Source organism: Terribacillus saccharophilus (assembly GCF_002272745.1).
GTDB lineage: Bacteria > Bacillota > Bacilli > Bacillales > Amphibacillaceae > Terribacillus > Terribacillus saccharophilus_B.
In genome coordinates this window covers 210,483-236,244 of the sequence record NZ_NPBD01000001.1, presented here as the reverse complement: position 1 = coordinate 236,244, position 25,762 = coordinate 210,483, and the positions used below count along the sequence as shown (strand labels likewise).

Genomic DNA, 25,762 nt, shown 5'->3' with positions numbered 1-25,762 from the left:
CCCTCCCATTTACACGACAGATTCAAATAATTTTTTACTATCAGTTGGGACCTGCCGGATTTCCACTTCTATCCCGCGGCTGATTATTTCGTTCAGATTTTCTTTATCGTTTTCATCTACAGCGATAGCTCTGGAAATTAGTTTCTTACCCTCAGCCATCCGCATCCCGCCAAGATTAATACTTTTTATACCGTTATAGCTTTCAACTAGAGCTAGGGCATCCTTGGAATTATCAACAAGAATCAATGCTTTAAATTTGGGATCCTCTAATTTTGGAAGTATTTCGATGGTTTCTGTTACTGTTTTGATGTATAGTGTGCTGCCCGGTGCTTTGGCTAGATTTAACGTCATCTTCTTTAATGGATCATTTGCCGCTAGATCATTTGCAATAATAACTGTATTTACATCAAGATGACGGGACCAGGCAAAAGCTACTTGGCCGTGTAATAGTCGATCATCAATTCTTACAAGTTTAATCATTTATGTTCCTCCTATCTATTTGGGTATACTTTTAGATAACACTTCATTGACATACACAATCCCGTTTTTTGCTTGATGTACACAATGCTCTATCAAATCTTTCGTTGACATCGCATCTTTCAAACTAAGCATTTCCAATACGAGCGATAAATTGAACCCAGTTACAACATGAACATGGGAATAACGGGTAAACTCAGCACTTAAATTAGCGATACTTCCACCGAGTACATCCGTTAAAATGATGTATTCAGCATTGGTATCCTCATTGTTCAGTTTTTCACTGATCTCTTCTTTGATCGATTTCATTGTTCTCTCGGGATCCATACATACAGCATCCATTTCATATGTGTTTCCCATGATCATATGAACAGAGTTCTTAAGTTCCTTTGCTAAATTGCCATGTGATGCGATGATGAACTTTTTCATCCACATTCACCTCCTCACTTAACTTATAAGCAAGTTTCATGCCAATTAGTGTGTTGCTTTTTAATTAACGTTATATTCAGATAATTTATTTTACTGTGTCACAGTACAGCTCTCTCTTTTGGGATTAAGAAGGATGTGTGTGAGTAGCTGTCAGTACTAAGTAAATTCAAGGGCCCCAAAAAAGAAAAAACCGACTGGCAGCTGCCGGTCGGTTCTAATTATTTAAGTTAAGTCAGCTTTAATCACTATTCTTCATGCTTCATTAATTCTTCTTCAAAGAAAAAAGTACTGGGATATTTATTGACTACATAAGAGTATTTTTTCATATTTTTCACATAATGACTTTTTAAGACTGTTACTAATTCATTCGATTCTCTTATTTTTACTATTTCTCCATTACGAAAAGTTCCTGCGCTCATAGCTCTCATCCTCTCAGGTATCAATTCAAAATTATTTATGCCGATCTTTTGTATGATTCCCTAAAGAAGTTCTGTCAACTCTGGTATTTTTATACCGCGATTTTAAAAGTCGTTACAATATGTTTTGTTTTTGCTAGCTAATTTAGCCAAAAGAAAAAAGACTCCCGAAGGAGTCTTTTTTATCTATAATTAGATTTTGTTAACGTTAGCAGCTTGTGCTCCGCGTTGACCTTGTTCGATATCGAAAGATACTTTTTGACCTTCGTCTAAAGATTTGAAGCCTTCGCCTTGGATAGCGCTGAAATGTACGAATACATCTTCTCCGCCTTCAACTTCGATGAAACCGAATCCTTTGTCTGCGTTAAACCATTTTACTGTACCTTGTTCCATAATAATTGCCTCCTGTTGTGGGTTGTCCACAAATGTATTACTACCCTTGTTCAAACATACTATCTCAAGATAAAATTCATTCTTGCAAATTTTACACCGAACAAAAATAACTAAATTCATCATAACATATAGAACTGAATATAGCAAATACATAAAAGCAGAAAATTTTAAAAGTGTAAAAACCTGGTTTTACTCAGTTATATCCACCTCTATTTGTCTTTTCGTCTGATCAAGCAACCCCATTATATGGTAGAAATTATCCAAATAACAATCGAAAATTGCAGCTTATAGACAGCCTAAAAACCTCTCTATTTTTCACTTTCTTTTACATATATATACAAAACCCCTAGTGCTTTTCATGTGTAATCTATTATACTTTGATAGCCCAGTTGCGTAATACACAAAGGTGGGCAAGACATGTTCAATATTATTTTCGTACCAGGGCTGAATGACATTGACTTAGAGAAAAGTAAAGCTCGATTGAGAAGCATTTGAATATTGATCCTGTCACCTTCGCCTATCCTTATGGAAATACGAATGACAAGGTTGCTCAAGTTGTGAAAGACGCTGGCTTCGAACAAGCGGCCATACTTGCGCCGCAATCGATGACTGTAAAAGATGATCCTATTATTTGAATCGAATCGTCACCAATCCAGAAACATTTGAAACTATCATATTGCCTTACTTAGAGAAATAGGAAAAAGGGTGAAGCTTGGCCTAAGCTTCACCCTTTTTGTATGCTTTTAACCGTTCCGCCAGCGTGCCCGCATGCAATTCAAACAGGTTATTATCAAAATCATAGAAATAAATGGACTCCCCTTCTCCGGCAATCCGGGAGCGGGAGTGTCTTATTTCTAGGCCAGCCTTCTCTATCCTATCTCTGTACGTGTCGAGGTCAGTTGCTGTTACTTGAAAAGCGACGTGATGATATGTCCGGTTCACAACATCATCTGCTTGCATGACAGCAATCCATTGACCGCCTATCAAGAAAAACTTCTCCGGATATAATGAATGTCTTTCATTCCCGCTGTCGTATACTTCTTCCGCATCTAAAATCTCCTTGAAAAGAGAAGCTGTTTGATCGAGATTTCTGACAACAAACGTGATATGGCTAATCCCCTTAATCATTCCGAAAGTCCCACGCTTTGAATAGAACCATGCGCTTTCAATTTTTCTTCTGCCTCGGCAACAATGACTTGCCGCAGATCATCTAGTACTGAATGGAATTCCGTATGAGGCTTTAGCAAGTAAACCATTTCCTTTTCTATCTCCAGCCACGTATCCATCGAAGCTTCATTATGCTGCAGCTGTGCTTCCAGCTTATCTAAAGCGTTGGCTACTTTTGCCTCGAATGTTTCTTTTGCTTCGAATTCCAGCCAAAGTGCCTGCATCTCCTTTCCTGGCTCTTCTTCCAGCATTGCTCTTATGTTATCCATTGCTTGTTGCTCTGCCAGCTGCTTTTGTTCTTTTCTCCCCGCATCAAACAGCGTATCAAAAGCAGGAACATCCTTTGCCTCCGCTTCTACTAGATCGTGAATCATGATCATCTTCAACATTTTTGCCATGTCTAATTTTTCTTCTATGTATGGTTCTATAAGTACTGCCATCAGGCCTACGCGCCATGTATGTTCGGCTACACTTTCCTGTCTGCCGTTTGACAGCCAGCTGTGTCGCATCTCAAATTTGAGCTTTTCAGCAAGTCTCAATACTTGCATGATTCCTCTCATATGTTCCATTGGTATCATCCCCTTCCGACCATATTACCATAATTCTCATGCAGTACATGTCGTTTTTTGCCCTAGGTAAATTTATTTTCTTAATTGATTATTTTTTGCAAACATGCACTTGACTTTCCCATGTACATAATATAATTTTGCACTAAGGCAAAATAAGTGCGTACGCCTAAAGAATTGAATTTACTGAAAAGGAGTGTTTTGTGTGAAGAAGCTGCTTTACTTTGTTTCCCCTTTGTTTGCTGTCTTCTTACTTGCTGGCTGTGGTGCTTCCGATTCTGCTTCGGGTTCTGAGGAAAACAAATTGCAGGTGACCACGACTATTGCTCAAATTGCCGATGCTGCCGAACAGATTGGCGGCGAACATGTGGTGGTTGAAAGTCTAATGGGTCCAGGAATTGATCCGCATTTGTACAAAGCAACGCAAAGCGATATGCAAAAGCTTCAGGATGCCGATGTCATTCTTTATAACGGGCTTCATCTGGAGGGCCAGATGCTGGAAGTGTTCAAAAATATGCAGGATAAGACTCCAACAGTAGCAATCGGAGAGAAAATCGACGGTTCGGGTCTGCTTACTGATGCGGAGGATAACACATTGTCCGATCCTCATATCTGGTTTGACGTTGCAATCTGGAAAGATGCAATTGGCAGTATTACAGACACATTCATCGAAGAAGATCCTGATAACAAAGCAGACTATGAAAAAAACGAAGCTGCTTATTTAAAGGAACTGGATGAGCTGAAGGCTTATGCCGAAGAACAGATAGCCTCCATTCCAGAAGAACAACGGGTTCTCATTACAGCGCATGATGCCTTTCAATATTTCGGCGAGGCATATGATATGGAAGTGATGGGACTGCTGGGGTTGTCTACTGATTCCGAATTCGGTCTGGCTGATATCCAGAGACTGGTGGATACGCTGACTGAACGTAAAATTGGTGCTGTATTCGTCGAGTCGAGTGTGTCGGAGAAATCTATCAATGCTGTGATTGATGGAGCTAAGGAAGCTGGACACGAAGTTGAAATTGGCGGCGAACTTTATTCTGATGCTATGGGTGAGGAAGGCACGGATGAAGGCACATATATCGGCATGTATCGTCACAATGTAGACACGATCGTTGACGCTTTAAAATAGGAGGATGACGAATGGAAGCCTTGAATGTAAAGGATTTACAAGTTGCATATGATAGAAAAGCTGTACTCGATCAAGTGGAACTCTCTATACCTCAAGGAAGTCTTACAGCCATCGTTGGACCAAATGGCGCAGGAAAATCGACATTAATCAAAGCCATTCTTGGAATGCTGAAGCGTTCATCAGGACACATCTCTATTCTGGGTAAGCCTTACAATCCAAAAAATCGTAATGTAGGGTATGTACCCCAGCGTGGATCAGTTGATTGGGACTTTCCAACGAATGCACTTGATGTCATCCTGATGGGTCGGTATGGACATATCGGCTGGTTCAAACGGCCTTCAAAGGGGGATATTGCGCTTGCGAAAGAGGCATTACACAAGCTCGGAATGGCAGATTACGCAGATAGGCAGATCCGTCAGCTTTCCGGCGGACAGCAGCAGCGTATCTTTTTGGCACGCGCATTGGTGCAAGATGCGGAAGTATATTTCATGGATGAGCCCTTCGTCGGAGTGGATGCTAAAACAGAAAAAGCGATTATCGATCTGTTACGGGAATTAAAGCATAAAGGCAAAACGGTCATCGTTGTGCATCACGATTTACAGACAGTGCTGGAATACTTCGATCACACACTTCTATTAAATCGCACTGTGATAGCTAACGGGCCCACCGAGCAAGTATTTACAAAAGACCTGCTTCAAAAAACCTATGGCGGTACGTTGGCTTTCTTCTCACCAACCGGCGATAAGCGAGTTATGTCATGATACAGGATATGTGGAATGCATTGCTGCATCAGCCGAATACGCAATGGGTCGTGCTGAGCACAATGCTGCTTGGGATTGCCAGCGGAGTTCTTGGAAGCTTTGCTCTCTTAAAAAAACAGAGTCTTATTGGTGACGCCGTTGCTCACGCAGCTCTGCCAGGCATATGTATTGCTTACCTCCTTATTGGTGAGAAGCAGTTGCTTGTCCTACTGCTCGGTGCGACTGCAACGGGACTACTGGCAACCTATCTCATCCAGCTTATCACTACAACGACGAGGATCAAAAAAGATGCTGCCATCTGTCTTATATTAAGCGTCTTTTTTGGTTCAGGAATTGTTTTGCTGAGCCGAATTACGCAGCAGGCAGGAGGAAATAAAAGCGGACTCGACCACTTCATCTTCGGTCAGGCTGCAGCTATGACCCGGGAAGATGTCTATACAATGGCTGGTGCTGCCGGCGGACTGATTCTCATCGCCTTTCTTCTATTTAAAGAATGGAAGCTGCTTATATTCGATCCTGACTTTGCCAAAAACAGTGGGCTGCCAGTTGGTTTACTTGAAACACTCTTCTCTACCCTGCTTGTAATTACGGTCGTAATTGGCATCCAAGCGGTTGGCGTTATTCTGATGGCTGCATTGCTTATCATCCCAGCTATTAGCGCCAGGTACTGGACGGATCGGCTTGGCTGGATGGTGGTCATCGCTGGAGCTATTGGGGCTTGCTCTGGGATAGTTGGTGCTTTAATCAGTACAATCAGCACCGGTTTGGCAACAGGTCCGCTTATCGTTGTAACTGCTGCCGGCTGTTTTATTGTCTCCTTCATTGTCGGACCAAAGCGTGGTCTTATTCAAAAGCTGATGGCGCATCGTGTAAGTGCTGAACGCTTGAAGGAGGAAAGTTTATGACATATGAGGGTTGGATTCTGCTGACTGCTTGTCTCGTCGGAATCAGCTGCGGTATGGTAGGTTGTTTCCTGATTGTTCGGCGAATGACGATGCTCGCTGATGCGATTAGTCATAGTGTATTGCTTGGAATCGTACTCGCATTTCTTGTTGCAAACAGTTTGAACGGCATCTATATGCTAATCGGCGCAACAATTATCGGATTGGTGACGACATTTGCTATCCAATCACTTCATAATTCGGGTGTTCAAGAAGATGCCAGTATCGGTATTGTGTTCACGACTTTCTTTGCCATCGGTGTCATACTTATTTCGCTTTTCGCCAGAGATGTCCACCTCGATGTGGAACACGCCTTAATGGGAGAAATCGCCTTTATTCCATGGAATACGTACACTGTCTTTGGAATTGAAATACCGAAAGCAACAGGAATGCTCCTATGTATCACCCTATTCGCAACGCTCGTCATTTCAATGTTCTACAAGGAATTAAAGCTCACTAGTTTCGATGCTGCACTAGCGGTAACGCTAGGCCTTCCGGTTGCTTTGATCCATTACTTATTAATGGGCCTTGTATCCATTACGGCTGTCGGCTCCTTTGATGCTGTTGGTGCCGTCCTTGTTGTCAGCATGCTAGTCGTGCCGGGCGCCTGCGCTTACCTTATGACCGATAGGTTATCCGTAATGCTGCTTTACAGCTGTTTGTTTGGTGCCGCAAGTGCCGTCTTCGGTTATTATGGCGCGCTGTTACTGGATGCTTCGATCTCTGGATCGATGAGTGCCGCTGGAGGTATTTTATTTCTGCTGACTTGGTTTTTCTCACCAAGGTATGGACTGTTGCGACGTTTTCGGACGATGAAAACGTCTTGAACTTAGACTTCGTATCGTCCATTAGACCGGCCGCGCTCTATATTTAATAGTGCGTGGCCTGTTTCATTAAATGAGCGCTTCTAGAAGGTAAAATCCGCGAGACTGTAGAATGTATAGGCACGTCCAAAATAAAGGAGAATAAAATTGATTAATCACGTTGGTCAAATTATGTTATATGTAAGCGATCAGGATCAGGCAGTCCACTTTTGGACAGAAAAACTGGGGTTTCAAGTGCTCGCTAAAGAAGACGATGGTCAGGGTATGAGATGGATTGAAATTGCACCTTCAAAAGGTGCAGAAACAAGTATCATTCTACACAACAAAGCATTCATTTCCAAAATGGAGCCTGAACTAAATCTTGGGACCCCTTCTTTAATGTTTTTCTCAGATAATCTCGATAAACTACATAATGATTTATTAATTGATCATGTCACGGTCGGAGAAATAGTCGCAATGCCAACTGGAAGAGTATTCAACTTTGCAGATTATGAAGGAAATTACTTTGCAATCATGGAGAAAAACGATTGATTCTTTATCATAGATTAAATACAGCACTAATAGATCCATTTCGATTAATTGAGATGGATCCTTTTTTATGGAATCAAAGAATAAACCAACTTATTTCACTGTAAGAGCAGTTATTAGGCTGTAAGGTTTACCTTGACGGCCTGTATTATTCATACTCTTCCTTCCATTCATGGTAAAATGACATCACAACCCTTTCACAAAGCGAGGTTTAACAGATGAAACGAAATGGTAAGATGGAAAGTGCCATCATAGACAGCATCTATTTGGATGAGAGCTTGGAAGTACGCTGGTATAAACCGAAGTCATTTTCTCCTTTGTATAAGTACCAGCTATGCATTATGCAAGATGGTAACGATTATTTCCAAATGGGGCGCATCGCGACGTTAAGTGATCAGCTGCATAGTGACGGCGAGATTCAGAATACGGTCTTCGCCGGCATTCATTACCGTGACCGTCACGACCGAATCGATAAATACTATCCTGATGGAAAGAAACATGAAGCCTTTCTGCAGTTCCTTCTGCATGAAGTGCTGCCGGTTCTGGAGGATGATTTGCCGACATTACATATGGGAGCCACCAGGACATTGATGGGCGATTCTCTGGCTGGTACCCTCTCCCTTGTGGCTGCCCTTCGCTTCCCGCATACATTTGGTGGAGTTGTGATGCAGTCCCCATTAGTCGATGAAGCTGTCATGCGGGAAGTAAGAGATGCAAAGCAGCTGGATAGTTTGTCCATTTATCATACAATCGGCACGAATGAGACTAAAGTTCCTACTAGCTTCGAGAAAGAGATGGACTTTGTGGAACCGAATCGCAGCTTACAAGAATATTTCAGCACGAAGACTGTTGATTATACGTATCGGGAACTGGAGGATGCGGATCATACATGGAAGTATTGGCAACGTGATATGAAACAGGTACTGACTGACGTATTCGGCTGAACCTTCGGCCGCATACAGCACGCCCCATCTTTGGTATAATAAGACGCATAAAGCAAACGGTACGCATGCTATTCATTCTTAATTGGAGGTATTGAGATGAACTACTCTGTAGCAATTTTCCCATCTGAGCAAGTGCAGCAAGAAGCCAATTCGTATCGTAAACGATACGACTCTGCTTACGCACTCATCAAACCGCATATGAAGGTACGGCAGCCATTCCCTTTGAATGAAGAAGATGATCTTATCGACGCTGTAAGTGAGCTGAAACGAATTGCACGCGAAACAGCTCCTTTCTCTTATCAAATTGAGAAAGTAAGTACGTTTGCACCTGCTCATAATACACTCTATTTTAAGGTGACTCCTTCAGAGGAATTAAAAACACTGCACGAAAAGTTATATCATGGTTTCTTTGAAGGTGAGAAAGCATATGCATTCATTCCGCATATTACGATTGCGCAAAACCTTTCGAATGGGGAATATGCTGATTTGCACGGTACACTGAAACTGAAGCAATTTCAATATGAAGAACAAGCCACACAGTTCCATTTGCTCCAAGAGCAAGAAGACGGGAAATGGACTGTGAAAGAAACTTTTACGTTAGGTGAGGAATAAACATGGAAATAACCGTAGCAGAAAACAGTATTCAACAGCAAGATGCTTTCCAAGTAAGAACACTAGTATTCGTTGAGGAACAAAAAGTACCGGCAGATCATGAAATTGATGAACTGGAGAATGAAAGTATCCACTTCGTCGGATACGAGGATGGAACTCCGGGAGCGGCTGCGAGAATGCGTTTGGTCGATGAGTATGCAAAGATGGAACGCATTTGCATCCTGAAAGAATTCCGAGGCAAGCATTACGGAAATGACCTAATGTGGGCCATGGAAGAGGAAGCGAAAAAACGCGGTATGCTGAAAGCGAAACTAAACGCGCAGACACAGGCAATACCTTTCTACGAACGACTTGGTTATACAGTCGTTTCAGAAGAATTCATGGATGCTGGCATTCCGCATAAAACAATGACAAAACAGCTGTGAGACTTCCTTTTGGAGGTCTCTTTTTTTGTATAGTCAAGTTTCCTTTGGGCATGCTTTCTCTTAGAAGGGGTGTGTTGCACGTGGGAGAATATGGACATATCATTGCGGAAGTCATTTTCGGCTTTTTGGGGCTGTTTGTATTAACAAAGGTGCTTGGAAAAACCCAAATGAATCAGATTACAGCCTTTGACTTTATCGCTGCAATCGCTGTCGGAGAGCTATTCGGTAATGCTATTTTTGATCCTGAAGCTGGTATTTTGCATATTGCAGTCGCAATCATCACATGGGGCTTACTGATGGTCATCATCGAAAAAACCACCCAGCGATTCAAAGGAACACGCGGTTTTCTGGAAGGGAAACCTACTGTGATCATCTCCAAAGGCGAACTTCGGTATGAGGATATGAAAGCCAACAAGATGGATTTCAATCAGCTTATGCACCAGCTACGATCCAACAGCATTTTTTCACTCTCTGAAGTAGATTATGCAATCATCGAAGCTGATGGCAGTCTGAGCGTCTTGAAAAAAAGCGCTTATCAAAATCCCACACGAAATGATCTTGATCTAAAAGAACAGCCCAACCCTCTACCTGTTTCGTTCATACTAGACGGTGAAATCATAAAGGATAACATTGTTAATAGCGGCCAAACATTGGAATGGCTGGAGAATGAAATAAAGAAACAAGGTTTCAGCACTGTTTCTGAGGTAGTTTATGCGGAATGGACGCCCGTTGACGGGCTATTTACCAGATCGTATTAAACTAACAAACTGTGTTGATATAACGACCTTTTCCGGTTAATAAGCTATATGTCTTCCCGTCAAATTGTGTCTCATTGGTTGTTTGATGTCGCTTTTGGCGGGGTATAGCGGCAGCTTGGTAGTCCAGCCGATCCTGAACGCGCTGTTCAAACGTATCCTTTGTTCTGTTAGACATTATTGGATTGGTCCTTTCAATCACATAACGGTCGCTTTTTGGGCTGTTGATCCTGTTTTGATAATCCATATACTGATAGGATGAAACTGGTACGGTCCAACTCATGTAATCTCCTCCTTTATTATCTTATTCTTCTTTACCCCGCTTCTCTCCTTGTCTAACCATATAAAAAAGCAGCCGAGGCTGCTTTTTATCAGAACCAGAAGTTTCGGGGGCTTTTCTCTTTGTCATCATCGTCTTTCTGTTTATCGTCATGATTATCATCATTCTTCCGGCGGAAACCGAAGATTGGATCAAAATCAAATTTACGATCATCTTTTTTATCATCTTTATGTTTATCATCATGACCGTGCTTATCATCATGATTGGAATTTTCTTCATGATTATCATCATCTTTCTTTCGGCGGGAACCGAAGAACAGATTGTAATCATTGTCTTGATCATGTTTCTTATCATCATGATCATGCTTTTTATCATCATGATCATGCCTTTTATCGTCATGATCGTGCTTTTTATTGTCATGATCATGCTTGCCTTTGTCTATATCGTCCGCATCCAACACAACTTTATCAGCTTTAATGATCAGGTTCTTCACATGGATAACCTTTTTTTCCTCAGACATGTCTTTCACTCCCTTTTCCTTAGACTCAAGTCTTGATAGTTTATGTGACCTACTTGGAAAGGTGTGCTATGTACGCCTATTCATGTGTTTTTTCCTCACCTGTAAATACCTACGAACTTCTTGGATTATCCGGTTAAGTGCCCACACATAACAAAGGGCTCCTCATATCTTATTAAAGACGAAACGTCATTACTTTATCATTTCGAGAGGGGTTAAATCATGAGCAACGAAGAAACACGTTCAACAGTCGTCGTGGATATCGTAAGAGAAATTGCCAATGCACAAAAAGATATCCATTCCGAGTGCTGCGCAACAAGTGCGGAACAATCCATCAATGATCTTCTAGGCAACTTCGGAGGATCTACTGGTTTCGATACAGTACCAATCTGCCTATATAACGACCTCGGAGCTATTTTCCGTGGATATGGAGTTGCACCAGGAGCAACTCCAGGAACACTTGGGCCAGTAGCTGGAAGCTACTACTTCCGTGTGAAAGCAGTCTACGACGATAACAGCGCTGTGCTGGAATTGCTTCGCAGCCCAGCAGATCTAATACTAGTTCCTGATGGAATTGCTGAACAGCAGGTTACTAACCTAACAGCTACAGCAATTTGCTTCACAGTTGATTTGAACGCATTCGCCCATATCACTACTTTGCCAGCTATTTCTGCATTCGTTACAGGCACTCCGCCTACAAACTAAGTCTTAACAAGAAAAGTTCAATCTTGATTACAAGATTGAACTTTTTTTTTAGAAGCCAAGTATTTTGATATCTCGAATATCCTCTAGTTTTACTTCACGTCTAAACGGACGACGAATTGATTTGAATTGGATAAGGTCTCCTTCTATACTTGAAATGATGCCGATCAAGCTGCCCTCTGTCGTAACAAGTTCACATTTCATACGAGGAAGCTGAGAAGGGAGATTCAGAAAATAATCAACCTTTTCTGCCGTCGGTAAATCTTTGAAACTCACTTTTCTATTGGACGGAGCTATCTTTTTCGCTGCTGGTGATAATTCTTCTTTAGGTACAACAGCTTCTTGTTTTACTTCTGGTTTTTTTTCTTCCGTTACTACTTCTGCTACTACTTCTTTCTTTTTTCCTTTTGTCGTACGATAAGCCTGCTGCATTTCTGCTATCGGCAGATCAAGCTTCGGCTGGGCAATAAACAGCATTGGCTGCTGGCGCCTTACCTTTTCTTTGGACACGCGCAACGCCCTCCTTTACATAGGATTCCTACCCATTATATGCAGCTGACAAGAGGGGGTGCCCAATTTCACCAAAAGAAAAAGACTATCCGTAGACAGTCTTTTTCTTTGTCGTATCATAACTTATGTCAGCAGTCCCATGAAGGCTGTTGCCAGCCCGAAATAAATCAAGATGGATATAATATCATTGATTGTCGTGATGAACGGACCTGAAGCAATGGCTGGGTCGATGTTCAGTTTATGCATGAGCAGCGGAATTATCGCTCCCGCCAGCGTAGCAATAATCAAGGTTGCAAAGATAGATAGTCCAACGAGCAGACCTAGGAAAAAGTCTTGCTGCCAGAAGGCAACTACTACAGTAATGACAATACCGCAGCTAAGTCCAGTTATAATACCTGTCAGTCCTTCACGCATCACCATCCGCATCTTACCGCGCTTAGCAACATCCCCTGTCGCCATACCGCGGACTGCAACTGCCAATGCCTGGGTGCCGGTATTTCCTCCCATTCCGCCGATAAGCGGGATAAAGCTCGCGAGTATCGCCACTTGGCTGAGCGTATTCTCGAAACGACTAATCAAACTGGCCGTAATCATACCGAGGAAAAGGAGCACCACGAGCCATGGCAGCCGTTTGCGAGCAGACACAAATGCACTGTCTTCTCCCCTTTCGGTATCACTGACACCGGCTAGACGGCTGTAATCCTCGTCTGCTTCTTCTTCCATAACATCCAAGATATCATCGACCGTGATGATACCGAGGATATGATTTTGAAAATCGACTACCGGCAATGCCAAGAAGTCATAATCACGCATCATTTGGGCAGCATGCTCTTGGTCATCACCAACAGCAACACTAACGATTCTGTCGCTCATCACTTCGGAGATAAGCCAGTCTTTCTCAGCTATAATGAGATTTCGTAAAGAAATGACTCCGACCAGCTTCTTATCTTGGTCTACAACATACGTATAGTAGATAGTTTCAGCATCAGGCGCTTCTGCTCTCAGGTGCAGCATCGCTTCCCGTACCGTATCAGTGGCACTGACACTGACGAATTCCGTCGTCATAATACTACCGGCCGTTTTATCCTCATAATGCAAAAGATGCTTGATTTCTTCAGCAGTTTCTTTTTCCATGATTGTGATAAAACTAGCAACTTTGTTTTTATCCATTTCCTTTAATATATCCACTGCATCATCTGCGGACATCTCAGCGAGCACTTGCGCTGCATAGCGAGAGTACATTTCCGTGAAATACAGGTCTGCATTTTCCCAGTTAACGTTTTCCATGATTTCTGCGGTCTCGTCAGGGGAAAGATAGGAATAAATTTGTTTACGTATTTCTTCAGGCTGTTCCTCGAAAACAGCAGCCTGATCATATGGGTGCAATTCTAGGTATTCTGCACGAAATTGATCGATTTGCTGGTTAGCTAGTGCTTCCCTGATTTTATTTTGGTATAGTAAGATTTCTTGGTTTTCCAAATGATCCATACGTTTTCCTCCTCGCATGCAAGAACACTCAATAGTAAGTAATATCTTGCTCTTTGTCAACGTAATAACGGCTGTTCTGTGAAAGGTTTAAGAAACTTTAATAGAGTTCACTTAATTTATCCGTCATTTTGTTGTAAACTGTAACAAGATTATATTCCACTCATTTGCAAAATCTAATCGCTTTTATAGCAGCTAGAGATGCGGAAGGAACGAAAGAAAGGTTTTGTGTATGAATTCTAACAAATTTCGGTTAGATCTAACAATTATATTAGTTTTGATCCTGCTTGGTATCGTCTCTGCATTTACTTTATATGAGTTGCAGCCGACACTATCCGGTATTGCAGCCCAGACCCAATATATGCCGCGGCAGATTATGGTGTACGGTCTTGGTGCAGTTGTCATTGCTGTGATGATGCTGATCGACTATGACCGGCTTCGCCAGCTTGTGTGGATCTTCTATGGAATAGGCATCATAATGCTTTTGATGCTATTCTTCAAATTCCCAGCAGCTATCATCAATGAAGCAAATGGTGCCACCAGCTGGTTCATCGTGCCTGGTTTCGGAACAATGCAGCCATCTGAATTTGTTAAAGTATTTGTCGTCATTGCTTTGGCGCATGTCATCATGTCACATAACGAGAAGAATACTGTCCGCACAAATAAAACGGATTTGTTCCTTCTCGGAAAACTGTTTGCAGTTGCACTTCCACCTATGCTATTGGTTGCATCACAGCCGGACCTTGGAGGTTTCTTAGTATTAAGCGCAATCCTTGGCGCAACTATTTTAGTCTCTGGAATAAGCTGGCGTCTCTTATTGACTATTCTCGGGATTATGTTAGGTATTGGTGTACTTGTGGCTATTCTGTCGTTTATCTTTCCCAACCAGGTTGGTGGTTTCTTGCAGGAAACTATTTTCAAGCACGTTGAAAGTCGCTTCCTCGGCTGGCTTTATCCAGAAAAATATCCAGATTCCAGTTACCAGTACCGATTGGGACTGATGGCGATTGGATCAGGAATTCTCGTTGGAAAAGGAGCCTCCAACTTCCAGGTTTCTATACCTGAACGACATACGGATTATATTTTCTCTGCCATTGCTGAACAATTTGGTTTTATCGGATCTGCTATTGTGCTCTTCCTATTCTTCATCCTTATCTATCGGATGATTCAAGTGGGACTGGAGAGTAATGAACCATTCGGCAGTTATTTGGCAGCAGGGTTCATCGGAATGTTCACGTATCAGATTTTCCAGAACATCGGGATGTCAGTAGGACTCGTACCAATTACCGGACTTCCGCTTCCATTCCTCAGCTACGGAGGAAGCTCGACACTTGCCTATATGATTGCGATTGGTATCGTGCTCAATATACATTCGCGAACACGTACATTCATGTTCGAAACACAGAAATAAGCCTTACGAAAAAAGGGAAAGCTATTATAAGCTTTCCCTTTTTGTATATAGGAGTGATTTATATGAAAATAGATTTTATCGGAGATGTGCATGGCTGCTTGCCGGAGCTTCTAGAGATTTTTAGCAAACTAGGTTATGAAGTGAAAGATGGCTTGCCTGTTCATCCAGAAAACCGCCGGCCATTTTTCATCGGAGATCTAACGGACCGCGGTCCCGATTCATTAGGAGTGATTGAGCTCGTCTATCGTCTTGTAGAAGAAGAGCTCGGATTTTACGTACCAGGCAATCATTGCGATAAGCTTTACCGTTATTTGCTCGGCAACAATGTTCAGGTGAAGCACGGATTGGAGACGACGGTAGCAGAATTGCAAAACTGTGAGCCAAACAAGCGCAGGAAGCTATCCAATATGTTCATGCAGCTCTACAAAAAAGCCCCTCTCTACAAACAAATCACTGAACTAGGGGCCGTTGCAGCACATGCAGGTATCAAAGAATCACTTATCGGCAAAGAAGGAAAAAAAGTGAAAAGCTTTGTTCTTTATGGAGATACGACTGGTGAAATTGACGAACTGGGCCGTCCAGTCAGACTGGACTGGGCCAAGCATTATCATGGGAAAGATTGGATCATTTATGGTCATACACCGGTTCTCGAAGCTCGTATCATTCATCATACAATCAATATCGATACAGGCTGCGTATTCGGCAACAAGCTTACTGCCTGCCGCTTTCCAGAACAATCCTTGCACAGCGTTCCGTCGCAGCAGCCGTTCGTCGAAGAGAAATTCCGTTCATTCGATTAGAAAGTCAGCCGGAATCGGTGAATGAAAGGTTAGGACACGCTTTGTAAACGGATGAATAAAGCGCAGCTGCTGTGAATGCAGTGCCTGACGGTTGATAACATCTGTATTACCACCATAGAGTGTATCACCAGCCAGCGGATGGCAGAGCGATGCCATATGTACACGGATTTGATGTGTCCTACCAGTAGCAAGCTTAATTTCAACCAACGTATGATTAGCAAAGCTTATCTGCCCGCGAAAGTGTGTGATGGCTGTCTGACCATCAGGTCGCACTTCCCGTTCAATGATTGAGCCTTCCTTCCTGCCGATTGATTTGCTGATTGTACCTGACTGTTCTGCCATACGACCTTCCACAAGTGCTGCATAAGAACGCTGGATTCTCCCTTGCTTTTGGTCAGCAGCCAAAAGCGTATGGGCATAACGATGTTTAGCGACAAGCATCAGTCCTGAAGTATCACGATCCAGCCTTGTCAGTATGTGGACTGTATAGGCAAGTCCTTGTTTTTGGTAATGCCAAAGCAAACCATTAGCAATTGTGCCTGACGGCTGGTTCATTGATGGAATTACTGCCACTCCAGGCTGCTTATCCAGAACAAGTACATGCTCATCCTCAAAAACAATAGGCAGCTCGAGCGGCTCTGCCTCCATATAAGCACCGGCTTCCTCGTGTGGAAGCTCTACTTCCAAGCAATCATTAATTTTACCGATATGCCAAAGAGGCGCCGGCTGCTGGTTGAGTGTTACCAGCTGCGACTCCTCCTTGAATGTCTTAAATAGTCTTCTTGATACTCCTTGCTGTTTAAGGAAATCCTTGATGACGATTTCCTCCTGCAAGGTCCAGCTTAATTTCATAGCTTTTACCTCTTATCTGCAATGAATGAGTCGTGCACTCGTTTCCAGAATGGGAACGGACGGAAGCGCGCAAACCGAACGCGCTGCTTCGCAACTGAACAGGTGATGGACTCGATATCTGAATGATTTTCTGTCATATGATCAATGGCAATCAGGAAACTCTTGTCCAACGTAGGTCTTAGTGTACATGGATGATGGCTCGGCAAAATGAGCGGAGAACCTATCGTCCGAAATACACGATTATTAATCGAAGCAAGCTCCGTCACTTGTATGGATGCCAAAGAAGGGTGAATGATAGCTCCATTCAGCGCCTTGTTATAGGCTGTACTGCCCGAAGGCGTTGAGATGACAAGTCCATCTCCTCGGAATGTTTCGAAATGCTCTCCCTTTATCGAAACATCAAGTACAACTGATCCATCAGGTGTTTTGACGGAGCATTCATTCAGTGCCAGATGCTCGTCCACTCTTCCATCTTTGTGGGTAATGGATATATCGAGCAAAGGATACTCCACGATATGGTACGGTTTATTGGCGATCTGCAGCAGAAGTTTCTCCAATTCCTCAGGAACCCAATCTGCGTAGAATCCTAGATGTCCGGTATGGATGCCAATAAATGCTGTACTGTCCAAACGATGGACATATGTATGGAAATTCTCTAGGAAAGTCCCGTCTCCCCCGACAGATATCGCGAGAGCCGGCTCCTTATCATCATACTCGAAATTGAAATGCGCCAAATGTTCGACAATTGTTTCCTTGATCGCATTCGACTTCTCATCTCCCCGTGAAAGAACCGTATATTTCATCCCAGCTTACACCCCTATTTATGCTTTTTGATTTGCTGCTGATCATGATAAATTCGCTGCGCTTCCTGTACTTCATCCCGAATTTTGGACATCTCCTCGTCCAGTCGGAATGCAGCTTCTGCCGCCGTTTTCAATCTTGTCTTCAATTCTGCCGGTATTTGGCTATCGTATTTATAATTGAGCGAATGCTCATTTGTAGCCCAAAAATTCATGGCAAGTGTTCGGATCTGGATCTCGGCTAGTACTTTCCTTTCACCGTGAATCGTCTCGACCGGATATTCAATGATCATATGATACGACCGATAGCCGCTTTCCTTCGTTTCAACGATATAGTCAATTTCATTTACGATAGTAAAGTCATTCCGTGCTTTTAGCATGCCCACAACTGTATAGATATCATCGACGAACTGCGTCACGATTCGTAAGCCTGCAATATCCTGGATTTCTTGATGCAATAGGTCGACGGTGACCTGCTTAGTGGCTGCTTTTTGGAGGATACTGCGTACTGGCTTTACTCGACCAGTGATGAATTCAATCGGGGAATGGCGTGATTCATTTTCGAATTGAGAACGCATCCCCTTCAGTTTCACTTTCAGTTCTTCTACTACCTGTACATATGGTGCTAAAAATACATCCCAATTCATACTCTTCGTAGCCCCTTTTCTTCCCAGCAGCGTCTAGTTGTTCCAGATGCATTATATCTGCTTTCAGTGTATCATAAAAGCAGCTTGGCATAACAATGGAATACAACAATGAACGCACAGGGGGTATCAGTATGCCGCAAGAGATTGAAATAGAATTTAAGAATCTGCTTACAGAAGCGGAATTCCTCAAATTATATGAAGTGTTTAATATGAAAAGCGTGCCTGAAATACAGCAGGTTAACCACTATTTCGAAACAAAAGATTTTCAACTGAAGCAGCATGGTGCTGCACTGCGAATTAGAGAAAAGAACGGAAAATATCAATCTACGCTAAAACAGCCGCAAGGTGAAGGGCTCTTGGAAACGCATGACTTTCTGACAGAGCAGGAAGCAAATTCCTGGCTGCAAGGTTATATTACGCTTGGTCCTGAAATCAGTAAGCAGCTGCAGGAAATGGGTATTTCAACTGCTGAATTGATTTATGGCGGATCTTTGGAAACTGTCCGCCGGGAACTGTCATATAATGATACAATCATCGTTCTCGATAGAAGTAAATACAGTAATGTAACTGATTATGAATTGGAACTCGAAGCCCAGAGCTATGCACATGGAGAGCATGTTTTCAGCTCCATTCTTACCGAAAATGGTATAACAAAACGAAAGACTCCCAACAAAATCCAGCGCTTCTATGACAGCCTCCGAAACAGATAAGTTGCCCAACTTAGCAGGTGGCTGATAAAATAAATTTACAGTCAATCCCTACTTGGGGCAGATGTTAAGTTGATTGCTCTTGCATAAGAAAGGAAGAATCAATGAATCAAGCTGAAACATTGTACGATGGTATTGGCGGACAAGCCATATTAGAGCAGCTGGTAGATGTTTTCTACCGACGCGTGGCAGAGCATCCAGATTTAAAGCCGATTTTTCCGGAAGATTTGACGGAGACCCGCCGCAAACAACAGCAGTTCCTGACACAATTCTTCGGTGGTCCGCCGCTCTATACAGAAGAGCACGGCCACCCGAAGCTAAGATACCGGCATCTCCCTTTCGAAATTACACCAACGCGCAAGGATGCATGGCTTTCCTGCATGGCAGCTGCCCTAACGGAAACTGACATAGAGGAACCCTATAAAAGCATAATATATGAACGACTTGCGTTAACCGCACATCATATGATGAATACACCAGACGAAGAGAAAGGAGAATCGATATGAGCTGGGAATCTTCTAATTCAATACAGCAAAGGCCTGAGGATGACTGTGGCGGATTTTGCGGGTTGTTTCCTTCCTCGAAAAAGCCCGTGGAGATTTACGTTTTTATCGATCCGCTTTGCGAGGATTGCTGGTCACTCGAGCCTTTTCTCAAGAAACTTACGATGGAATATGGTCAATATTTCACTTTACGCCCGATACTGACAGGAGATTATCAGCCGCTCGTTCGTGAGCGAAGCGAGTGCAGTTACCCAAAAACGGTTCTGCAGCCAGATAACGTCTTGTTGAACAATGCCGTGTCTTTCCCATGGCGCACGTCGCTTGCAATAAAAGCAGCAGAACTGCAAGGGAGAAAAGCGGGTACCCGTTTCCTCCGAACTATCCAGGAAGCACTGTTTTTGAATAGGCAAGATATTACTGCAGATGATATCCTGATTGAATGTGCTAAGATAGCTAAGCTCGATTTGGAAGAATTTCACGAGGATATGTATTCTGCTTCAGCGAAAAAAGCATTTCAATGCGATGTGAAGCTTTCGAAGGAACTGGAAATTGACGAGTCACCTTCCATTGTCTTCTTCAATGAATCCGAAGAAGACTCCGGTATTAAGATTTCTGGTTTATATAGCTACGACGTCTATGTTAATGTCCTGCACCAGATGCTGCAGAGATATCCGCAGCCGGCTGCAAAACCGCCTGTGGAAGAATTCCTTTCCAGCTATAAATTTGTTGGCAGCAGGGAGATTTCATTGATTTATGATTGGACGAATGCGCAGACAGAAAAGGAAATGAAAAAGCTACAGCTGAAACAGATGGTAGAACGCATCCCGATTAAACACGATACTTTCTGGAAATATAATATTACTTCAAAAGCTGAATAACTTTTTGCAGCACTTATCCCAGACAGTCGCACTTATGTGCGGCTGTTTTTCATTGTCTGGAATCGGGAATCGAAGAAAGATGTACAGAGGAGGTCTAAACATATGGAACAGCATTACTTCGATTCAAATGGCATGCAGCTAGCTTATTTGGACAACGGTGCAGATTCAGATTATGTCCTTGTACTCATGCATGGCTTATTTGCACGTGCGACTCTTTATAAACCATTTATGGAAAGAACAAAAGGTTGGCGAATTATCGCCCCTGATCTGAGGGGACACGGCAGGAGCGAGCATGCAGCGGAACTAACTGGGTATGACCGAGACTCATACCTTCATGATTTGAAGGCTTTACTTGAAAAGATAGGCGAAACGAAATGTATCGTCTTGCTCGGTCATTCTTTATCCGGTGTGACTGCTTATCAATTTGCAGCCAAGTATCCAGAGCTTATAGATGGACTGATTGTAGAGGACATGGGTCATAAGGTCTCCGGGGAACTAACCTATGCCTTGCAGTTCCAGCAGCCTGCAGATACGCTTGCAACTTTATCTCACAGTATCGAACAAGTACAGAATGAAAACCACTTCCTTTATTACACAGAGAGTGCGTATGAAGCAAATGACGGCTGGAGGCTATGCTTCGATCCTCAAGGTATAAAAGCATCGCAGGATTTTCTGAATGGCGATTATACGGATACCTATCAAAACGTTACATGTCCAATATTGCTTATGCGCGGTGCCCACTCCCCTATCTTGACGGAAGAAGTATGGGAAGAGATGAAGCAGCTGCGGCCGGAAGCAGAATCCAAACAATTTGATAAGTGCGGTCATAGCATCCATTTTGAGGATTTGAACAGCTTCAGCCGTTCCGTACACCAGTTCTTAAAAAAGTGGAAAGCATAGCAAAAAGGCCTGCCTTTCGGCAGACCTTTTTGCATGTATAACTTCTACTGAGGGGATGGGAGAACAATAATCCAAACAAAGGGGACTTGTTTGTGATGTTTCTCACAAATATAATGTACCATAAGGTAATATTAGATGGCAACTATTATGTGCACAATTTCACAAAAAAGTCACAAGCTCTCTTAGTCTAGTCTTTTCCATACCTGCATAAAGTGATGATAGTCGGAGGTGGTATGATGAAAGGAATCGGAATCCTGTTGATCGCCTGGGTGATTTTCGCTTTATGTTTTAATATTCTCGGTATGCTTCATTTCGTTTCCTTGGCGATTACATTGCCTTTGCTATTTTTATCATTACTAGCCACATGCTTTTTCTTTACCAGAAAAAGAACTTTCAAAGGCATGAAAAAACCGACGCGTTAGCGCCGGTTTTCTTTTTATTTCTGCAATAGTTTTTCCATTTCGTCCAGTTTCGCCTCGAATACATCGAGTGCAGATAGGATAGTCTGTTTATCCGTCATATCTACTCCAGCAGACTTCAGCACCTCAATTGGATAGTCGCTGCTTCCAGCCTTAAGGAATCCTACATATTTATCAACAGCAGGCTGTCCTTCTTCAAGAATCTTAGCAGATAGTGCAGTAGCAGCTGCGTAGCCTGTAGCATATTGATATACATAGTAATTGTAGTAGAAATGAGGAATGCGTGCCCATTCCAAACCGATTTCTTCATCGATTGTCAAACCTTCGCCGAAGTATTTTTTGTTTAAATCATAATACATAGACGTCAGGTTCTCTGCTGTAAGCACTTCACCGTCCTGCTGATGCTTATGAATCATATGCTCAAACTCAGCAAACATCGTCTGACGGAAAACAGTTCCGCGGAATCCTTCCAGAAAGTGATTCAGCAAATACAGCTTCTCTTGCTCATCATCCACGTTATTGATCATATATTCATTCAGTAAAGCTTCATTACACGTAGATGCAACCTCGGCAACAAAAATGGAATAGTTACCATATCGATATGGCTGATTTTTGCGCGTATAATAGCTATGCACCGAATGACCAAACTCATGGGCCAGCGTGAACAGATTATTGACGTTATCCTGCCAGTTCATCAGGATATAAGGATTTGTTCCATATGCACCTGATGAGTACGCTCCACTGCGTTTACCCTTGTTCTCTTCTACATCAACCCAGCGGTTATCGAAGCCTTCCTTCAGGATAGACTGATATTCCTCTCCTAATGGCTCCAGTCCTTTAAGAACATATTCCTTCGCTTCGCTATATGACACATTCATGTCGACATCTTTCACTAGCGGTGTGTAAAGATCATACATATGCAAGTCATCAATACCAAGCACCTTCTTGCGGAGTGCTACATAACGATGAAGCAACGGCAGACGCTCATTCACTGCTTCTACGAGGTTATCATAAACCTGTTCAGGGATTTTATTATTATCCAGCGCAGACTGACGGGCTGACTCATAATTCCTTACTTTTGCGTAAAAGTTATTCTTCTTCACTGTACCTGAAAGTGTAGAGGCAAAAGTATTGCGGAATTGACCGAATGTGTCATACATGGACTTGAATGCGTCCCGGCGTACACGCTGATCCTTCGATTCCAAAAATGTGACATAACGGCCATGCGTAACATCTACTTCTTCCCCTTCTTCATTCTTAATGCTCGGGAAAGTTAAATCTGCGTTGTTAAGCATACCAAAAGTAGCAGAGCCATTATCGGTCACTTCGGAAGCTTGAGCAAGTAATGTCTCTTCCTTCTCAGACAGCACATGCGCGCGCTGACGGCTGATTTCGTTCAGAGTATGCTCGTACACTTTAAGATCATCATTCTCTTTCAGAAACGATTGTATGCGGCTCTCGTCGATTGCGAGTAATTCAGGAACAATATAACTCATTTTACTTGAAATCTGCGTTATCAATAGCTCTGCTTTTGATTGCAGTGCCTGATAATGCCCGTTTGTCGTATCTTGGTCATAACGCATATGTGCGTATGTATAAAGCTTTCCGATACGTTCAGATAGCTCATCCTGCAGCTTAAACATTTGATACAATGTGTCTGCAGACTCTTCAAGCTTGCCTTGGAACACAGAGATTTTATCTCCATCCTCAGCCAATGCTTTGCGCTCTTCTTCCCACAAGTCATCTGTCGCGAATATATTCTCTAGGTCCCACGTGTTTTCTACTGGTACCTCGCTTCGTTTTGGTAAAGATTTAGCTGATTTTGACACGAACATCCTCCTCCAATGCTGCTTACCTTTTTCTGTTCCAACTAACTATTTCGTATATTATCAGGGAAAATCCTTCAACTATAAGCATTTTCTCTCTTATATTATATATAAAAGCAAGAGAATCATGCGAAGAATATCTCTCAGGATAAGGATGGCACCTTTTTCTTCACAAAGGTGTCAGAATCCATTTGGTCGAACCAGCCCTGCTGGCATAGACTCTGCATATAAGATTCCACCGGATGCTTATTGGAAGGAATGGCAAACGGCTTTGTAGTGACTTCCCATTTTCTGCCGACATACACTAGCCGATTGAGAGATACGCTTTCCATGACAGGTAAGTGATCCAATTGCTCAAGCCACAAATCAGTCTGCCATATATATGGTGGTACAGACATTTGATACTGGGCTTCAACAGGCTGCAAAATGGATAATGGAATATCTTGCAGCAGCAATCCATTATCATACAATCGTGTTATCCAGCGCTTTATAGGAGCAGAAGCAAATGTCAGCGGCTTCGCTATCGCTCTTGCTTGGATAGTTTGCCATGCCTGATTAATTTCTTGAAGTTTCTTCGGGAGGGTCTGGAATAGTTGGGGGAAATGTAATCTTTGGAGAGGACGGAAAAAGAACTGACCGATAGTCTGTTTTTTACCTGTAAGGAGAATATGCTGGACGTTACACAAAGTTTCAGTGTTCGAACAATAATACAGCAGCTGTAAAGGCATGTTCTGCTTGTGTTGCATTAGGAAGCGCTGTTCTCGTTTCGGCAGGTCGAGCATATAAGTAGATGTACGTTTTAAACGATTTCCTCCTAATATCCATATGGGAACAATTCCATTTTGCTCATATGCTTCATTCCGTCGCAGCAGCTCTTCATCAGATATGGATGCACATTGATATTCAATAGCTAACTCTCTTCCGCTAGGGGTATGCAGCAGCAAGTCTGGACGCCTAGCCGAATCTTTTACGCATTCCTCCAATCTGACAGCATAGCCTTGCTTTTTCAGCCAATAAAACAGCTGCAGCTTACCTCGCATGTGGTATAAACTTTCCCCGGTTCTGTCGAGTTCGCAGTCGTGGATTTGTTCATGTGCGAAATGAGGAATAACCTTCTTACCAGCACGTATGATGACTGACTTTCTGCAAGCTGGACAGAGAAAACGCTGCTTTCTGAAATTATGGATTTGCTCTTTTTGATGTGCAGCAAGCAGGATGATTCTGCCATCCTCTAACTGCGCCTGCAACATATCTATCACCTCCTTGAGGTTAGTATATATCAAGAAATTGCCAGCGCTGAAAAACTGATTAAAAAAGCAATTTTAAGCACAAAAAAATAGACATTCTGTAATGAATGTCTATTTACGAGGGAAGTATTGCTTCACGTTAGTAAGTGCGTCTTCAGCGAATATCACCTTGCCGTATTCTTCCAATCGATAAATCGTTGTCTGGGAATCATAGCCGAATTCAAGAATCTGACTTAGAACATCTTCCTGCTCATCATCTCCAAGAATAGTGTCATCGAATTCTACATACAGCATATATCTGTCTTTGTAATGGAATAATCTGTTTTCGATGCCATACGTCTCTTCAAAGTAGTGGCTAAGCTGGATTACATCCTCAAAGTCACGGAATTGAATAACGAAGGACAATTCCTCTTCATCCTCTTCTTCCCCATCTTGCTGATGTGAGCCGAATTTTTCCTCGAGGACAGAATCGACTTTCTCCTCTACAGAGGATTGAATTGTTTTATCATCAACATTCAGCTCTAAGCTTTCTCCATCTTTAGATAGCTGAGCCTTTGTTACCACAATTTCCAATCCTTTATCCATGGCCTGCACTTGAATCCATAGCGGGCCCTCGACACTGAAGTCCTCTTTATAATTGACTTCATCCATCATCTGCCAGAACAATTGCTCACTTCGTTCACGGTTATACCAAATATCTTCTTTATCAAAGCCGCGATCTTCAATATCTATATAAGATATAAAAAATTTAATTGTATTTTCATTTATTCTTTCTATTTCCATGGTTTTCTCTCCCTCCAGTAAAGTGGCAGGTGAAAAACGCCCTCTTGCCTTTACACTTCCCGTATTCCCTTACCCTCAATCTAACTTTTTCTGTGTGTATTTCTATTTTATGATAAATCCTC

Annotated in this window: 33 protein-coding genes; 17 read left to right on the top strand and 16 right to left on the bottom strand. The window is 42.6% G+C overall.

Translation table 11 applies throughout. The features are described 5' to 3' along the window. Nucleotides 1-9 precede the first annotated feature (9 nt). The 4 genes from CHH58_RS01150 to CHH58_RS01140 all read right to left on the bottom strand — a co-directional run bounded on the left by CHH58_RS01150 (nucleotide 10) and on the right by CHH58_RS01140 (nucleotide 1,715). A complete protein-coding gene (locus CHH58_RS01150) occupies nucleotides 10-480 on the bottom strand; it encodes a PTS sugar transporter subunit IIB (RefSeq protein WP_095219434.1) in 471 nt (156 codons plus the stop codon). A 15-nt stretch (nucleotides 481-495) separates the two neighbouring features. Further along, nucleotides 496-906 (bottom strand): PTS sugar transporter subunit IIA, encoded by a 411-nt coding sequence (locus tag CHH58_RS01145; protein ID WP_170937473.1) that lies wholly within the window; start codon nucleotides 904-906, stop codon nucleotides 496-498. Between the two features lie 245 nt (nucleotides 907-1,151). Further along, nucleotides 1,152-1,325 carry a hypothetical protein gene (locus tag CHH58_RS18255; RefSeq protein WP_170937472.1) on the bottom strand — a complete coding sequence of 58 codons (174 nt, stop codon included), beginning with the start codon at nucleotides 1,323-1,325 and terminating at the stop codon, nucleotides 1,152-1,154. Nucleotides 1,326-1,514: 189 nt separating this feature from the next. Next, a complete protein-coding gene (locus tag CHH58_RS01140) occupies nucleotides 1,515-1,715 on the bottom strand; it encodes a cold-shock protein (protein WP_095219437.1) in 201 nt (66 codons plus the stop codon). 491 nt (nucleotides 1,716-2,206) lie between these two features. Here CHH58_RS01140 and CHH58_RS18130 point away from each other — a divergent pair, with 491 nt between their 5' ends. After that, nucleotides 2,207-2,350 (top strand): hypothetical protein, encoded by a 144-nt coding sequence (locus CHH58_RS18130; protein ID WP_249274997.1) that lies wholly within the window; start codon nucleotides 2,207-2,209, stop codon nucleotides 2,348-2,350. 82 nt (nucleotides 2,351-2,432) lie between these two features. Here the strand turns inward: CHH58_RS18130 and fosX are convergent, their stop codons facing one another. Beyond that, on the bottom strand, nucleotides 2,433-2,843 hold the full coding sequence (gene fosX / locus CHH58_RS01135; RefSeq protein WP_095233091.1) for a FosX/FosE/FosI family fosfomycin resistance hydrolase: 411 nt from the start codon (nucleotides 2,841-2,843) through the stop codon (nucleotides 2,433-2,435). Next, nucleotides 2,840-3,451, bottom strand: a complete 612-nt coding sequence (locus CHH58_RS01130) for an HD domain-containing protein (RefSeq protein ID WP_095233092.1) — start codon at nucleotides 3,449-3,451, stop codon at nucleotides 2,840-2,842. The genes fosX and CHH58_RS01130 overlap by 4 nt, the downstream gene beginning before the upstream one ends. A gap of 202 nt (nucleotides 3,452-3,653) precedes the next feature. Here CHH58_RS01130 and CHH58_RS01125 point away from each other — a divergent pair, with 202 nt between their 5' ends. From CHH58_RS01125 to CHH58_RS01085, 9 genes are all read left to right on the top strand, one after another. After that, the gene (locus tag CHH58_RS01125) at nucleotides 3,654-4,583 is read left to right on the top strand and encodes a metal ABC transporter solute-binding protein, Zn/Mn family (RefSeq protein ID WP_095233093.1); all 930 of its coding nucleotides are present in this window, start codon (nucleotides 3,654-3,656) and stop codon (nucleotides 4,581-4,583) included. Between the two features lie 11 nt (nucleotides 4,584-4,594). Then, nucleotides 4,595-5,344: a metal ABC transporter ATP-binding protein gene (locus CHH58_RS01120; RefSeq protein ID WP_095261865.1), complete on the top strand. Its 750-nt coding sequence runs from the start codon at nucleotides 4,595-4,597 to the stop codon at nucleotides 5,342-5,344. Further along, nucleotides 5,341-6,249: a metal ABC transporter permease gene (locus CHH58_RS01115; RefSeq protein WP_095261864.1), complete on the top strand. Its 909-nt coding sequence runs from the start codon at nucleotides 5,341-5,343 to the stop codon at nucleotides 6,247-6,249. Before CHH58_RS01120 ends, CHH58_RS01115 begins: the two co-directional genes overlap by 4 nt. Further along, nucleotides 6,246-7,112 (top strand): metal ABC transporter permease, encoded by an 867-nt coding sequence (locus CHH58_RS01110; RefSeq protein ID WP_095261863.1) that lies wholly within the window; start codon nucleotides 6,246-6,248, stop codon nucleotides 7,110-7,112. The genes CHH58_RS01115 and CHH58_RS01110 overlap by 4 nt, the downstream gene beginning before the upstream one ends. Nucleotides 7,113-7,256: 144 nt before the next feature. Beyond that, nucleotides 7,257-7,640: a VOC family protein gene (locus tag CHH58_RS01105; RefSeq protein WP_095261862.1), complete on the top strand. Its 384-nt coding sequence runs from the start codon at nucleotides 7,257-7,259 to the stop codon at nucleotides 7,638-7,640. Nucleotides 7,641-7,855: 215 nt separating this feature from the next. Then, the gene (locus CHH58_RS01100; protein ID WP_095233097.1) at nucleotides 7,856-8,581 is read left to right on the top strand and encodes an alpha/beta hydrolase; all 726 of its coding nucleotides are present in this window, start codon (nucleotides 7,856-7,858) and stop codon (nucleotides 8,579-8,581) included. Between the two features lie 96 nt (nucleotides 8,582-8,677). After that, complete coding sequence (locus CHH58_RS01095; protein WP_095229958.1) at nucleotides 8,678-9,193, top strand: 2'-5' RNA ligase family protein; 516 nt, start codon at nucleotides 8,678-8,680, stop codon at nucleotides 9,191-9,193. A 2-nt stretch (nucleotides 9,194-9,195) separates the two neighbouring features. Beyond that, a complete protein-coding gene (locus CHH58_RS01090) occupies nucleotides 9,196-9,618 on the top strand; it encodes a GNAT family N-acetyltransferase (protein ID WP_095261861.1) in 423 nt (140 codons plus the stop codon). Nucleotides 9,619-9,698: 80 nt separating this feature from the next. Beyond that, nucleotides 9,699-10,376 carry a DUF421 domain-containing protein gene (locus CHH58_RS01085; protein WP_249274996.1) on the top strand — a complete coding sequence of 226 codons (678 nt, stop codon included), beginning with the start codon at nucleotides 9,699-9,701 and terminating at the stop codon, nucleotides 10,374-10,376. A 1-nt stretch (nucleotide 10,377) separates the two neighbouring features. Here the strand turns inward: CHH58_RS01085 and CHH58_RS01080 are convergent, their stop codons facing one another. Together CHH58_RS01080 and CHH58_RS01075 are read right to left on the bottom strand one after the other, a co-directional pair. Further along, nucleotides 10,378-10,656, bottom strand: coding sequence for a hypothetical protein (locus CHH58_RS01080; RefSeq protein ID WP_095229952.1), 279 nt, complete (start codon nucleotides 10,654-10,656; stop codon nucleotides 10,378-10,380). 88 nt (nucleotides 10,657-10,744) lie between these two features. Further along, the gene (locus tag CHH58_RS01075; protein ID WP_095261860.1) at nucleotides 10,745-11,173 is read right to left on the bottom strand and encodes a hypothetical protein; all 429 of its coding nucleotides are present in this window, start codon (nucleotides 11,171-11,173) and stop codon (nucleotides 10,745-10,747) included. A 219-nt stretch (nucleotides 11,174-11,392) separates the two neighbouring features. Between CHH58_RS01075 and CHH58_RS01070 the strand changes: the two genes are divergently transcribed. Next, on the top strand, nucleotides 11,393-11,875 hold the full coding sequence (locus tag CHH58_RS01070; protein ID WP_095229948.1) for a CotY/CotZ family spore coat protein: 483 nt from the start codon (nucleotides 11,393-11,395) through the stop codon (nucleotides 11,873-11,875). Between the two features lie 48 nt (nucleotides 11,876-11,923). On the opposite strand, the gene CHH58_RS01065 is transcribed toward CHH58_RS01070, so the two are convergent. Further along, nucleotides 11,924-12,382, bottom strand: coding sequence for a CotO family spore coat protein (locus CHH58_RS01065; protein WP_095229946.1), 459 nt, complete (start codon nucleotides 12,380-12,382; stop codon nucleotides 11,924-11,926). A gap of 123 nt (nucleotides 12,383-12,505) precedes the next feature. Beyond that, on the bottom strand, nucleotides 12,506-13,870 hold the full coding sequence (gene mgtE / locus CHH58_RS01060) for a magnesium transporter (RefSeq protein WP_095233100.1): 1,365 nt from the start codon (nucleotides 13,868-13,870) through the stop codon (nucleotides 12,506-12,508). Nucleotides 13,871-14,099: 229 nt separating this feature from the next. Here mgtE and CHH58_RS01055 point away from each other — a divergent pair, with 229 nt between their 5' ends. After that, complete coding sequence (locus CHH58_RS01055) at nucleotides 14,100-15,278, top strand: FtsW/RodA/SpoVE family cell cycle protein (protein WP_095234605.1); 1,179 nt, start codon at nucleotides 14,100-14,102, stop codon at nucleotides 15,276-15,278. Nucleotides 15,279-15,340: 62 nt separating this feature from the next. Next, nucleotides 15,341-16,078: a bis(5'-nucleosyl)-tetraphosphatase PrpE gene (gene prpE, locus CHH58_RS01050; protein ID WP_095229940.1), complete on the top strand. Its 738-nt coding sequence runs from the start codon at nucleotides 15,341-15,343 to the stop codon at nucleotides 16,076-16,078. On the opposite strand, the gene CHH58_RS01045 is transcribed toward prpE, so the two are convergent. The 3 genes from CHH58_RS01045 to CHH58_RS01035 are packed head-to-tail and all read right to left on the bottom strand — an operon-like array spanning nucleotide 16,067 to nucleotide 18,377. Then, complete coding sequence (locus CHH58_RS01045) at nucleotides 16,067-16,930, bottom strand: RluA family pseudouridine synthase (protein WP_170937471.1); 864 nt, start codon at nucleotides 16,928-16,930, stop codon at nucleotides 16,067-16,069. The genes prpE and CHH58_RS01045 overlap by 12 nt on opposite strands. 5 nt (nucleotides 16,931-16,935) lie before the next feature. Further along, the gene (locus CHH58_RS01040; RefSeq protein WP_038559402.1) at nucleotides 16,936-17,733 is read right to left on the bottom strand and encodes an NAD kinase; all 798 of its coding nucleotides are present in this window, start codon (nucleotides 17,731-17,733) and stop codon (nucleotides 16,936-16,938) included. A 14-nt stretch (nucleotides 17,734-17,747) separates the two neighbouring features. Further along, on the bottom strand, nucleotides 17,748-18,377 hold the full coding sequence (locus CHH58_RS01035) for a GTP pyrophosphokinase (protein WP_095229938.1): 630 nt from the start codon (nucleotides 18,375-18,377) through the stop codon (nucleotides 17,748-17,750). 131 nt (nucleotides 18,378-18,508) lie between these two features. On the opposite strand from CHH58_RS01035, the gene CHH58_RS01030 reads away from it, so the two are divergent. From CHH58_RS01030 to CHH58_RS01015, 4 genes are all read left to right on the top strand, one after another. Next, the gene (locus tag CHH58_RS01030; protein ID WP_095229936.1) at nucleotides 18,509-19,087 is read left to right on the top strand and encodes a CYTH domain-containing protein; all 579 of its coding nucleotides are present in this window, start codon (nucleotides 18,509-18,511) and stop codon (nucleotides 19,085-19,087) included. Between the two features lie 101 nt (nucleotides 19,088-19,188). Then, nucleotides 19,189-19,590, top strand: a complete 402-nt coding sequence (locus CHH58_RS01025; protein WP_095229934.1) for a globin — start codon at nucleotides 19,189-19,191, stop codon at nucleotides 19,588-19,590. Continuing rightward, nucleotides 19,587-20,465, top strand: coding sequence for a ClpXP adapter SpxH family protein (locus CHH58_RS01020; protein ID WP_095229932.1), 879 nt, complete (start codon nucleotides 19,587-19,589; stop codon nucleotides 20,463-20,465). The genes CHH58_RS01025 and CHH58_RS01020 overlap by 4 nt, the downstream gene beginning before the upstream one ends. A gap of 102 nt (nucleotides 20,466-20,567) precedes the next feature. Next, nucleotides 20,568-21,365 (top strand): alpha/beta fold hydrolase, encoded by a 798-nt coding sequence (locus CHH58_RS01015; RefSeq protein WP_095229930.1) that lies wholly within the window; start codon nucleotides 20,568-20,570, stop codon nucleotides 21,363-21,365. Nucleotides 21,366-21,801: 436 nt separating this feature from the next. Here the strand turns inward: CHH58_RS01015 and pepF are convergent, their stop codons facing one another. From pepF to mecA, 3 genes are all read right to left on the bottom strand, one after another. Further along, nucleotides 21,802-23,619: an oligoendopeptidase F gene (pepF, locus tag CHH58_RS01005; protein WP_095261859.1), complete on the bottom strand. Its 1,818-nt coding sequence runs from the start codon at nucleotides 23,617-23,619 to the stop codon at nucleotides 21,802-21,804. A gap of 134 nt (nucleotides 23,620-23,753) precedes the next feature. Continuing rightward, nucleotides 23,754-24,860 (bottom strand): competence protein CoiA, encoded by a 1,107-nt coding sequence (locus tag CHH58_RS01000; RefSeq protein ID WP_095261858.1) that lies wholly within the window; start codon nucleotides 24,858-24,860, stop codon nucleotides 23,754-23,756. Nucleotides 24,861-24,968: 108 nt separating this feature from the next. Further along, nucleotides 24,969-25,640, bottom strand: a complete 672-nt coding sequence (gene mecA, locus CHH58_RS00995; protein WP_095229922.1) for an adaptor protein MecA — start codon at nucleotides 25,638-25,640, stop codon at nucleotides 24,969-24,971. Nucleotides 25,641-25,762 lie beyond the last annotated feature (122 nt).

What these genes read in the sequence shown, in the direction of transcription:
- fosX (WP_095233091.1), bottom strand. Translation starts at nt 2,843, where the DNA reads ATGATTAAGGGGATTAGCCATATCACGTTTGTTGTCAGAAATCTCGAT.
- CHH58_RS01150 (WP_095219434.1), bottom strand. Translation starts at nt 480, where the DNA reads ATGATTAAACTTGTAAGAATTGATGATCGACTATTACACGGCCAAGTA.
- CHH58_RS01040 (WP_038559402.1), bottom strand. Translation starts at nt 17,733, where the DNA reads ATGAAATATACGGTTCTTTCACGGGGAGATGAGAAGTCGAATGCGATC.
- CHH58_RS01115 (WP_095261864.1), top strand. Translation starts at nt 5,341, where the DNA reads ATGATACAGGATATGTGGAATGCATTGCTGCATCAGCCGAATACGCAA.
- CHH58_RS01110 (WP_095261863.1), top strand. Translation starts at nt 6,246, where the DNA reads ATGACATATGAGGGTTGGATTCTGCTGACTGCTTGTCTCGTCGGAATC.
- CHH58_RS01145 (WP_170937473.1), bottom strand. Translation starts at nt 906, where the DNA reads ATGAAAAAGTTCATCATCGCATCACATGGCAATTTAGCAAAGGAACTT.
- CHH58_RS01095 (WP_095229958.1), top strand. Translation starts at nt 8,678, where the DNA reads ATGAACTACTCTGTAGCAATTTTCCCATCTGAGCAAGTGCAGCAAGAA.
- CHH58_RS01000 (WP_095261858.1), bottom strand. Translation starts at nt 24,860, where the DNA reads ATGTTGCAGGCGCAGTTAGAGGATGGCAGAATCATCCTGCTTGCTGCA.
- CHH58_RS01140 (WP_095219437.1), bottom strand. Translation starts at nt 1,715, where the DNA reads ATGGAACAAGGTACAGTAAAATGGTTTAACGCAGACAAAGGATTCGGT.
- mecA (WP_095229922.1), bottom strand. Translation starts at nt 25,640, where the DNA reads ATGGAAATAGAAAGAATAAATGAAAATACAATTAAATTTTTTATATCT.
- pepF (WP_095261859.1), bottom strand. Translation starts at nt 23,619, where the DNA reads ATGTTCGTGTCAAAATCAGCTAAATCTTTACCAAAACGAAGCGAGGTA.
- CHH58_RS01025 (WP_095229934.1), top strand. Translation starts at nt 19,189, where the DNA reads ATGAATCAAGCTGAAACATTGTACGATGGTATTGGCGGACAAGCCATA.
- CHH58_RS01100 (WP_095233097.1), top strand. Translation starts at nt 7,856, where the DNA reads ATGAAACGAAATGGTAAGATGGAAAGTGCCATCATAGACAGCATCTAT.
- mgtE (WP_095233100.1), bottom strand. Translation starts at nt 13,870, where the DNA reads ATGGATCATTTGGAAAACCAAGAAATCTTACTATACCAAAATAAAATC.
- CHH58_RS18255 (WP_170937472.1), bottom strand. Translation starts at nt 1,325, where the DNA reads ATGAGCGCAGGAACTTTTCGTAATGGAGAAATAGTAAAAATAAGAGAA.
- CHH58_RS01045 (WP_170937471.1), bottom strand. Translation starts at nt 16,930, where the DNA reads ATGAAATTAAGCTGGACCTTGCAGGAGGAAATCGTCATCAAGGATTTC.
- CHH58_RS01015 (WP_095229930.1), top strand. Translation starts at nt 20,568, where the DNA reads ATGGAACAGCATTACTTCGATTCAAATGGCATGCAGCTAGCTTATTTG.
- CHH58_RS01030 (WP_095229936.1), top strand. Translation starts at nt 18,509, where the DNA reads ATGCCGCAAGAGATTGAAATAGAATTTAAGAATCTGCTTACAGAAGCG.
- CHH58_RS01120 (WP_095261865.1), top strand. Translation starts at nt 4,595, where the DNA reads ATGGAAGCCTTGAATGTAAAGGATTTACAAGTTGCATATGATAGAAAA.
- CHH58_RS01035 (WP_095229938.1), bottom strand. Translation starts at nt 18,377, where the DNA reads ATGAATTGGGATGTATTTTTAGCACCATATGTACAGGTAGTAGAAGAA.
- CHH58_RS01020 (WP_095229932.1), top strand. Translation starts at nt 19,587, where the DNA reads ATGAGCTGGGAATCTTCTAATTCAATACAGCAAAGGCCTGAGGATGAC.
- CHH58_RS01075 (WP_095261860.1), bottom strand. Translation starts at nt 11,173, where the DNA reads ATGTCTGAGGAAAAAAAGGTTATCCATGTGAAGAACCTGATCATTAAA.
- CHH58_RS01070 (WP_095229948.1), top strand. Translation starts at nt 11,393, where the DNA reads ATGAGCAACGAAGAAACACGTTCAACAGTCGTCGTGGATATCGTAAGA.
- CHH58_RS01090 (WP_095261861.1), top strand. Translation starts at nt 9,196, where the DNA reads ATGGAAATAACCGTAGCAGAAAACAGTATTCAACAGCAAGATGCTTTC.
- CHH58_RS01130 (WP_095233092.1), bottom strand. Translation starts at nt 3,451, where the DNA reads ATGGAACATATGAGAGGAATCATGCAAGTATTGAGACTTGCTGAAAAG.
- CHH58_RS01080 (WP_095229952.1), bottom strand. Translation starts at nt 10,656, where the DNA reads ATGAGTTGGACCGTACCAGTTTCATCCTATCAGTATATGGATTATCAA.
- CHH58_RS01055 (WP_095234605.1), top strand. Translation starts at nt 14,100, where the DNA reads ATGAATTCTAACAAATTTCGGTTAGATCTAACAATTATATTAGTTTTG.
- prpE (WP_095229940.1), top strand. Translation starts at nt 15,341, where the DNA reads ATGAAAATAGATTTTATCGGAGATGTGCATGGCTGCTTGCCGGAGCTT.